Below are 8,746 nucleotides of genomic sequence, written 5' to 3'. Positions count from 1 at the left end.
TGCGGGGCATACGTTGATTCTCGTGCACGACGCTGCCCCCCCCCAAACCCTCCCCCAGCTGGGCTGGGGGAGGGCTCGTCACGCCCGCGCCCGCTCCGGCTCCATCCGCGCCTGCCCGGCCGGGCACAGCTCCAGCAGCACGCAACGCTGGCACGCCGGGTTCTCGTGGTAGCAGCAGCGCTGCCCGTGCAGCATCATGACCTCGTGGTTGTCGTAGACCTGCTGCGCCGTCCAGCCGGCCGGCAGCTGGTCGGCCAGCACGCGGTGCGACGGCCCGACGGCGAGGCTGGCCGGAATCAGCCCGGTGCGCGCGGCGACGCGGTGGTGGTGACTGTCCACCGGCAGCGCCGCCCGCCGCAGGCTGCTGAAGCACAGCACCGCCGCGCTGGTCTTCGGCCCGACGCCGGGCAGCCGCTCCAGCCAGGCGCGGGCGTCCTCGACCGGAATGTCCTCCAGGAAATCGAGCGACAGGCCGCCGCGCAGCGCCGTGATGCGGCGCAGGATCTCCTGCAGGCGGGGCGCCTTCTGCTCCGGCCACGTCACCCCGGCGATGGTCGCCTCGACCTCGGCCACCGGTGCGTCGCGCACGCCGTTCCAGTCCGGCCAGCGCGCCCGCAGCGCCTTGAACGCCTTCGACGAGGCGGCGTTGCGCGTGCGGTGCGACAGCAGGGAGGAGACCAGTTCGCTCAGCGGATCGTGGTTGTGGAAGTACGGCACCGGGCAGCCGTACACGAGGCACAGCCGCCGGTGGATCTCGAGCGCCTTGGCGCTGAGGGCGTCGGGGAACAGCATGTTCCCGTAACAGAACAATCCCTCTCCCGTCCCGGGAGAGGGAGGGGCCCGCTCGGAACGAGCGGAAGGGTGAGGGTGCGTTCAAGGATCCTTGCCGCAACCCTCACCCGGCCGCTTCGCGGCCACCCTCTCCCGGGACGGGAGAGGGGAGTCTGACCCCTGCCGGTAGTTCGGCGACTCGTTGGTGATGGTGATGTCGTGCACGTGGCTCTCGCGCAGGCCGGCGTTGGTGATGCGCACGAAGTTGCAGCGCGACTGCATCTCCGGGATCGTGCTGTTGCCGGTGTAGCCCATGGCGGCGCGCAGGCCGCCGATCAGCTGGTGGATCACCGCCGACACCGGGCCCTTGTACGGCACGCGGCCTTCCACGCCCTCCGGCACCAGCTTCATGGTGGAGACTTCCTGCTGGAAGTAGCGGTCGGCCGAGCCGCGCGCCATCGCCCCCACCGAGCCCATGCCGCGGTAGCTCTTGTACGAGCGGCCCTGGTACAGGATGACCTCGCCGGGGCTCTCGTCGGTGCCGGCGAACAGGCTGCCGAGCATGGCGCAGTCCGCACCCGCCGCGATGGCCTTGGCCAGATCACCCGAGAACTTGATGCCGCCGTCGGCGATCACCGGGATGCCCTGCTTCTGGCACTCGTCCACCACGTCCATGATGGCGGTGAGCTGCGGCACGCCGACGCCGGCGATGATGCGCGTGGTGCAGATGGAACCCGGACCGATGCCGACCTTCACCGCGTCGGCGCCGGCGTCGATCAGCGCCTTGGCGGCTTCGGCGGTCGCCACGTTGCCGGCGATCACCTGGGTGTAGTTGCCCATGGCGCGCGCGGCGCGCACCTGGTCGAGCACCTTCGACGAGTGGCCGTGCGCGGTGTCCACCACCAGCACGTCGACGCCCGCGTCGAACAGCGCCTCGGCCCGGCGCAGGCCGTCCGGCCCGGTACCGGTTGCGGCGGCGACGCGCAGGCGGCCCTTGTCGTCCTTGCAGGCGGTGGGAAAGGCCTGCGCCTTCTCGATGTCCTTCACGGTGACGAGGCCGATGCAGCGGTAATCCTCGTCCACCACCAGCAGCTTCTCGATGCGGTGCTGGTGCAGCAGGCGCTTGGCCTCGTCCTGGCTGACGCCCTCGCGCACAGTGACGACCTTCTTGGTCATCAGCTCGGCGATCGGCTGCTTGGGGTCAGTGGCGAAACGGACGTCGCGGTTAGTGATGATGCCCACCAGCTTGCCCGAACCGCGGGCGTCCACCCCCTCGACCACTGGGATGCCGGAGATCTTGTAGTTGGCCATGATGCCCAGTGCGTCGGCCAGCGTGGCGTCGGGCGCGATGGTGATCGGGTTGACCACCATGCCGCTCTCGTAGCGCTTGACCTTGCGGACCTCTTCGGCCTGCCGCTCGATGTCGAGGTTGCGGTGGATGACGCCGATGCCGCCGGCCTGCGCCAGCGCGATGGCGAGCGAGCTTTCCGTCACCGTGTCCATGGCCGAGGACAGGAGCGGGATGCCCAGCCGGATGGTCTTGGTCAGCCGCGAGCGCGTGTCGACGTCGCCCGGCAGCACCTCGGAGGCACCGGGAACCAGCAGCACGTCGTCGAAGGTCAGCGCTTCGCGGATGTTGGAAACACGCGACATCGGCCATCTCCCGCAAAATTTGCGGCACTATACACAACAAGATGCGGATGTGAAGGGCCGCGACCTACTACACCTCGGCATGGGTCGGTTGCGTGGGCTTCGCCCCGCCGCGGAACCCCATCGCCACCACGTAGGTCTCCGAGGAGTCCTGCCGGCTGGCCGGCGGCTTGGCGTGCTTGACCACGGCGAAGTCCTGCTTCAGCCGGGTCAGCAGGTCGCGCTCGGCGCCACCCTGGAACAGCTTGCAGACGAAGGCGCCGCCCGGGGCCAGCACCTCCTCGGCGAAGTCGTACGCCGCCTCGGCCAGCGCCATGATGCGCAGGTGGTCGGTCTGCTGGTGGCCGGTGGTCGGCGCCGCCATGTCGCTCAGCACCACGTCGGCCGGGCCGCCCATGACGGCCTTCAGCCGCTCGGGCGCCGCCTCGTCGAGGAAGTCGGCCTGGAAGGTGGTGGCGCCGGCGACCGGCTCCATCTCCAGGATGTCGAGGCCGACGACCTGCCCGCCGGTCTGCTCCGGCTTCACGCGCTCGACCGCCACCTGGGTCCAGCCGCCGGGGGCGGCGCCGAGGTCGACGATGCGCTTTCCGGGCGCCAGGATGTGGAACTTCTCGTCGAGCTGCAGCAGCTTGAACGCCGCGCGCGAGCGGAAGCCGCGCCGCTTGGCGTCGGCGACGTAGGGGTCGTTGAGCTGCCGCTCCAGCCAGCGCGCCGAGGAGTTGGAGCGCTTGGCCGCGGTCTTCACGCGAACGGTCGTCTGCCGGCCGCCGGGCCGCGTCGACGAGGACTTCTTCTGGGTCATGGTACCTTACTTATAGATCCGTCAGCCCTGCGTCGACCCGATGAGGTCGACCAGGATGCCCTCGCGCAGGCCGCGATCGGCGATGCGCAGGCGCTCCACCGGGCAACAGTCGCAGATGGCTTCCAGCACCGCGCACCCCGCCACCACCAGGTCGGCGCGCTCCAGGCCGATGCAGGCATGCCTGGACCGGCCCTCGAAGTCCAGCGCCACGAGGCGGCGGATGATGTCGCGGGCGTGATCGATGCGCAGGAAGCTGCCGTCCACCGCCCGCCGGTCGTAGCGCGCCAGCCCCAGGTGCACCCCCGCCAGCGTCGTCACCGTGCCCGACGTGCCCAGCATCTGCACGCCGCCGCGCTCCAGGTGGGCGCGGACGCCGTTGCGCTCGGCGAAGGGTTCGATCTGCGCGGCGACCTCCTCGACCATGGCACAGTAGCGCTCCGGCGGGATGAGGTCGCCGCCGTAGCGTTCCGACAGGCCGATGACGCCGCAGCGAATCGAGATCTGGTCGACCAGGCGCGGCCGCCCTCCCGGCCTCAACGCCAGCCACATCAGCTCGGTCGAGCCGCCGCCGATGTCGAAGACCAGCGCGTGCGGGATGCGTGGGTCGAGCAGCGCGGCGCAGCCGGCGATGGCCAGCCGCCCCTCCTCCTGGCTGGAGATGATCTCGATGGCGATGCCGGTCTCGTCCTCGACGGCTTCCAGGAAGGGCGTGCAGTTGCGGGCGCGCCGGCAGGCCTCGGTGGCGACGGCGCGCACGGCGGTGACGCCGCGGCGCTGGATCTTGCCGCCGCACACGCGCAGCGCGGCCAGCGTGCGCTCCATGGCGGAGTCGGACAGGCGCTCGCTGCTGAACACGCCCTCGCCCAGGCGGACGATGCGCGAGAAGGCGTCGATGACGCGGAACCCGCTCTGCGTCGGGCGGGCGATGAGGAGTCGGCAATTGTTGGTGCCGAGGTCGAGGGCCGCATAAACCGGGCGCACAGGGGCCGCCAACCGCGTCCGTTCGGACTCGCATGACCGATCGCTGTGCAGATAAGCGTCCACGACTCCTCCCATATGCGGCAACTCTCATGAGCGCCGCGGAATGGTGGACATACTAACCGCTTCCGTGAGCCGGGCGAAGCCTTGCTTTCGAGGGGGGAGGCGTGCGGATTCCGATGGAGACCGCAATTCGGGGCTTCACAATGTGGGAATCCGGTGCTAAAAGGGCCGCCCACGACGGGAGCGCGACCAAGCGTCGCTCCCGGCGACGGTCTGGGGGATCGTCTAGCGGTAGGACAGCGGACTCTGACTCCGCCAGCCTAGGTTCGAATCCTAGTCCCCCAACCAACCTATTGAAATCGCTTACATTTTTGCTGGTGACCTGGGTGGCGTGGTGCAATTGCACTACTGGCTGCCCCTCACTCATTTGGAGTGCGTGGTCATGCAGCATGTGTGTCGGCGGGCAGGCACATTTCACTTCCGGCGCCGCATCCCTGGGCGCCTGCAACATCGGCTCGGCGGCTTGGCCGAGATCTACCGGTCGCTCGAGACATCCAGCCCGCGCGTAGCGGCCATCAGGTCCCGCCTGCTCTTCCTGGAAAGCGAACGCTTCTTCGCTGCCCTGGATGGAGATCCGGCGCTGTCGGTTGAGGATGCTCGTCACCTGATGCGGGACGTTGTCGGGCCCGCATCCTGGGTACAGGCGGACCTGATCATTCGCCGTCCGGTCGGCGCGGGCGCCTCCCCGCTGCTGTCGGTGACACCCGCACCCTGCCCTGCCCTCTGCTCCGCACAGGCGAACGCGGTGTCAGCGGTTCCCGCCCTCGCGTCACCGGCGGTAGCTGCGCCAGTTCCGGCACCGGTGTCAGGTGCCCCCGTGTTCAGCACACTCACAGAGGCGCACATCGCGAACATGCTGGAGACGGGCGCCTGGGGCTCGCAGCAGACCGCGCTCCAGGCCCGGGGTACCTTCCGCCTCTGGGGCGAGTACCATGGGGACCAGCAGGTTGACCGCTACACGCGCCGCCATGCCTCGGAATTCAAGGCGGCGCTGAGCAAGCTCCCTCAGTTGCACGGCCGCTCGCCGCACCTGAAGGGGACGATGCGCGAGAACATCGAGGTCGCTGCACAGCTGTCACCACGCAGCATCAAGCGGCCGAAGCTGCTGTCGATGAAGACGATCAAGCGCCACATGAGCGCGCTGCATGGCTACTGGGACTGGCTGCGCCAGCACGGGCACTACGAGTTCGACGCCAATCCCTTCTCAGGCTTCGATTACCCAATTGCGAACGGCAAGCCCGCGTCCGAGCAGCGCGCGATGTGGTCCGACCGCGACCTAAACCGCCTGTTCACGTCCCGGCTCTGGGTTGGCCCCGACGCCGATCGGCGAAGTGCCGTTTTCTGGCTGCCGATCATCTCCCTGGTGACGGGCTTGCGGCTGGAGGAAATTGCCCAGCTGCACACCGCCGACATCAAGAAGCGGGATGGCATCGACTTCTTCCTGGTCCACGCCGACGGGGAGCGGCGGATCAAGAACGCGAACTCGGTGCGCGAGGTGCCAATCTCGGGGATGCTGGTGGCGCTCGGCTTCCTGGACCTCGTCGAAGAACGTCGTCGGACGCGCTGCAAGCGGCTGTGGCCGGACCTGCGGCCGAAGGGCCAGGACAGGCGCTTGGGCGCCTACTATTCGGAGCGGTTCACCCTGTACCGGCGGGAGATCGGTGTTTACCGGCTTGGCGTCGACTTCCACAGCTTCCGCGGGACCTTTGAGACGCTGCTCCTGAACGCCGGTGCGAACCCGGTGTTCGTCAAGGCGATCATGGGGCACAGCACCTCCGACCTCATCGGCGAGGGCAGCCGCTATCTGAAGCACGTCACGCTGAAGAACAAGATCGAGGCGATGAACATGCTGAAGCTCGGCGTCGACCTGGGACACCTTATGCCCGACACCTAAAGGGACTGGTGCCCCATAAGCACCATCTATCAGTGAAACCACACGGATCGTAGTGGGTGACGAGCAGACATCTCAGAAATCAGCTTTCCTCTGGTCTGCCGCTTGAACCTTCCGATGCGCGCCCTCCACGTCGAACTCAACGGCACCCGCGACTTGTGGACCGGCCGCTTGTGCAAGAGTTACCGGCTCTCAACGGCGCTTAGGGCGCGTCGTGTCAGCCCATGGCTCCCGGACAGCGGCAACGAACGGTGCTCGACGTCAGATGGACGCCATAGTGATGGGAGTGCCGTCTATCAGGACGACGGCATTCAAGGCCCACTGCACATCGCTCCCGCCCAGGATCAGGAGAATGGGTTCGAGACAAGCGTAGGACGGCTTGGAGGCAATAGAGCGCATGGTCCGCAGGTCGTCCGAACTGGGCGTCGTAGAGCCGTGCGGGTGCGTGTGCCACTCCCCAAGATAGTAGATCCCTTGCTGCCACCGCTCCTCAAGCAGGGTATCAAGGTTGCCGCCGCCGCGGCTAAACCAAGTCCGCCCCCAGGACGACCCGGCCGGTGGCCCCGTCACGTCCAAGACGGCGGCCGTGCGATAGTCGTCCTCGTACTGACCAAGCAGGATGCCGCCGGTCTCGTTCTGCCAGCTCGACGCGCGCCCGTACCCGAGCATCGTCCTGAGCGCTTCAGGCGTCACCGTGACCGTGATTCGGCCATCCGCTGACCGGAAGCGGCAGCCGTTCGCCACCTCCATGCCGTCAGGCAGCCGCACGGCCTTCTTCTTCTGACGCCAGAACATTGACATGCTCCGTATGGACCTCGAAGACGCGCTCCGGCGTCCGCCCAGCGAGCACCCGGCTGATGAACTTGACCGCGGCCAGCGCCATCGCGGACGTGGTGAGCCCATCCGCCGGGAACACCGGATGCCAGCACCCCACGCCTTCCCAGGACGGCGCACCGACCTCCCTTTTGGTAGCGTTTTCGGGGCCGCGCCACTCCTCGAGGTGCTCCTTGAAGTCAGCTATGGGGAATCCGGTCCCTTTTGACGCAAAGCAGAACAGGCGACGAGCACCCCATCCCAGTGACAAGGAAATGAACCAGCGGTCCTCGACACCGTCCCAGGCGAACCCGGCGAGATCATCGAGGACCTTATCGGTCCCGGTGCAGTCAATCACGACCCGGCTCGCCTGGGCCCTCCGTTCGTGACGGCCTTTCATGCCGACCGGGAACGCGAGGGGGACACCGACGGCCTTCGCGTGCGGATTGACGTCGTTCATCCGCAAGGCGAGGCGCTCAGCCTTGTTGCGGCAGACATCACCAACGCCGAGTTCGTGACGGACCAAGTTGCCGCCGATCAGCAGATCGTGGTCCATGACCATGATGTCGTGAGCTCCGGCCCGGGAAAGCGCGACGCCGACCGCAGACCCAAGCGCGCCCGCTCCGAGCAGCAGTATCGGCTGATCCGCCGCGTTGCGGTCCAGGGTGGTTCCGCGGGTGATCAACTGGTCCGGCGCCCAATTCTCGATTGGCATCCACTCGACCCTGGCGTCGGCGCGGATGAGGGTCCGGTCCCGTTGCCGATAGCCGCGCTCATTCGACCGAAAACCCTTGGCCGTAACAGCGCCGTGAGACAACACCGGCATCCAGACAGCTTCCCAGTGCAGGCGTACCGGTTGTTCACCGACCAGCTCAGCGGTAGGGAACCCAATCAGGATGGGATGCCGTTGCCCGGTGCGGAACAGCTTCCCGTTCTCGATGATGGAGTTGAACACCGATACGTCAGCCACACGGCGGAAGGCGTCCTCCATCTCCCCCCAAGTCGCAGGCAGTCCCCATGGAAGAACCGTTGGCGGATCTGGCAAGGTGAACCACATGCCAGTGATGGGCTTCCGCCCCTTGGCCCCGGCCATCCGAAGACCCCAAGACGTTTCACGGATCGTGTTGCCCTGCGTATCCCGGAAGTGCTGGACAGCCCAGAGCCCGGGTGCGTTGGTCGGGTTGACGAGGGTAACAAGTCCGCCACCCGGCACATGGCCCTGCCATGCCTCGAAGGTGTTGCGGTCTTCGGCGAAGACAACGATGCCGGGGGGGCCATCCTTATAGCTTGGTGGAGAGGGGAACTCCGTCGGCTGCCCGGGTGCCAGCAGCGTGTCGGTCGCGGCTGCATTGATCCAAGCGAGCAGCCGGGAGGCATGCCACCGGAGGCGAGAGTCAGCTTCCTTCGGCTCCTTCACCCCCTCGTCGAACCGTGGCCCGGCGACGCAAAGGTTCCCAGTCCGCCACGGGCGCTTGTCCTTGGGCTCCCCGTTGTAGGTCTGGTGCGGGAACGTCACGGAGATGCCGCCATCGGTTGCTGGGTAGAAGGTGATCTCGCCCTTGGGGTATTCAGGCGACACCAGCATCATCCACGCCGACACAGTTGGCATATACGCGCTGGCCGGAACCGAGAGCTCGGCCAGACACCGGACAGCGAAACGGCGGTCTTCCGAGACCCACAGCTGACCTGCCCCCCTGAACCCGCTCCAGCCCCTATGTGAAGGCTGGGCACTCAGGAGGAGGAAGGAATGGCCCGTCGGAAGCGGCATACCCCCGAGC

At 67.4% G+C, this 8,746-nt stretch carries 7 protein-coding genes and 1 tRNA gene; 2 read left to right on the top strand and 6 right to left on the bottom strand.

The window, feature by feature from the left end; all coding sequences use genetic code 11:
* Nucleotides 1-78 precede the first annotated feature (78 nt).
* From ACRWK7_RS14115 to ACRWK7_RS14100, 4 genes are all read right to left on the bottom strand, one after another.
* Nucleotides 79-792, bottom strand: coding sequence for an endonuclease III domain-containing protein (locus ACRWK7_RS14115; protein ID WP_431856882.1), 714 nt, complete (start codon nucleotides 790-792; stop codon nucleotides 79-81).
* A gap of 81 nt (nucleotides 793-873) precedes the next feature.
* Complete coding sequence (gene guaB, locus ACRWK7_RS14110; protein WP_431856881.1) at nucleotides 874-2,424, bottom strand: IMP dehydrogenase; 1,551 nt, start codon at nucleotides 2,422-2,424, stop codon at nucleotides 874-876.
* 67 nt (nucleotides 2,425-2,491) lie between these two features.
* Complete coding sequence (locus ACRWK7_RS14105; RefSeq protein ID WP_431856880.1) at nucleotides 2,492-3,223, bottom strand: RlmE family RNA methyltransferase; 732 nt, start codon at nucleotides 3,221-3,223, stop codon at nucleotides 2,492-2,494.
* 21 nt (nucleotides 3,224-3,244) lie between these two features.
* A complete protein-coding gene (locus ACRWK7_RS14100; protein WP_431856879.1) occupies nucleotides 3,245-4,204 on the bottom strand; it encodes a Ppx/GppA phosphatase family protein in 960 nt (319 codons plus the stop codon).
* 274 nt (nucleotides 4,205-4,478) lie between these two features.
* Between ACRWK7_RS14100 and ACRWK7_RS14095 the strand changes: the two genes are divergently transcribed.
* A tRNA-Gln gene (locus tag ACRWK7_RS14095) sits at nucleotides 4,479-4,552 on the top strand.
* 94 nt (nucleotides 4,553-4,646) lie between these two features.
* On the top strand, nucleotides 4,647-6,158 hold the full coding sequence (locus ACRWK7_RS14090) for a DUF6538 domain-containing protein (protein WP_431856878.1): 1,512 nt from the start codon (nucleotides 4,647-4,649) through the stop codon (nucleotides 6,156-6,158).
* 258 nt (nucleotides 6,159-6,416) lie between these two features.
* Here ACRWK7_RS14090 and ACRWK7_RS14085 read toward each other — a convergent pair whose 3' ends face one another.
* Both ACRWK7_RS14085 and ACRWK7_RS14080 read right to left on the bottom strand, forming a co-directional pair.
* Nucleotides 6,417-6,950 (bottom strand): Mov34/MPN/PAD-1 family protein, encoded by a 534-nt coding sequence (locus tag ACRWK7_RS14085; RefSeq protein WP_431856877.1) that lies wholly within the window; start codon nucleotides 6,948-6,950, stop codon nucleotides 6,417-6,419.
* Nucleotides 6,910-8,556, bottom strand: coding sequence for a ThiF family adenylyltransferase (locus ACRWK7_RS14080; RefSeq protein ID WP_431856876.1), 1,647 nt, complete (start codon nucleotides 8,554-8,556; stop codon nucleotides 6,910-6,912). Before ACRWK7_RS14080 ends, ACRWK7_RS14085 begins: the two co-directional genes overlap by 41 nt.
* Nucleotides 8,557-8,746 lie beyond the last annotated feature (190 nt).

The sequence above is a fragment of the Azospirillum sp. genome (assembly GCF_050789165.1).
Note: the sequence above shows the minus strand (reverse complement) of the source record. Positions and strands in the feature narration are given on the sequence as shown.

Bases quoted from the DNA above. Each gene is read 5' to 3' on its own strand.
- ACRWK7_RS14115 (WP_431856882.1), bottom strand. From the start codon at position 792: ATGCTGTTCCCCGACGCCCTCAGCGCCAAGGCGCTCGAGATCCACCGG.
- guaB (WP_431856881.1), bottom strand. From the start codon at position 2,424: ATGTCGCGTGTTTCCAACATCCGCGAAGCGCTGACCTTCGACGACGTG.
- ACRWK7_RS14105 (WP_431856880.1), bottom strand. From the start codon at position 3,223: ATGACCCAGAAGAAGTCCTCGTCGACGCGGCCCGGCGGCCGGCAGACG.
- ACRWK7_RS14090 (WP_431856878.1), top strand. From the start codon at position 4,647: ATGCAGCATGTGTGTCGGCGGGCAGGCACATTTCACTTCCGGCGCCGC.
- ACRWK7_RS14085 (WP_431856877.1), bottom strand. From the start codon at position 6,950: ATGTTCTGGCGTCAGAAGAAGAAGGCCGTGCGGCTGCCTGACGGCATG.
- ACRWK7_RS14080 (WP_431856876.1), bottom strand. From the start codon at position 8,556: ATGATGCTGGTGTCGCCTGAATACCCCAAGGGCGAGATCACCTTCTAC.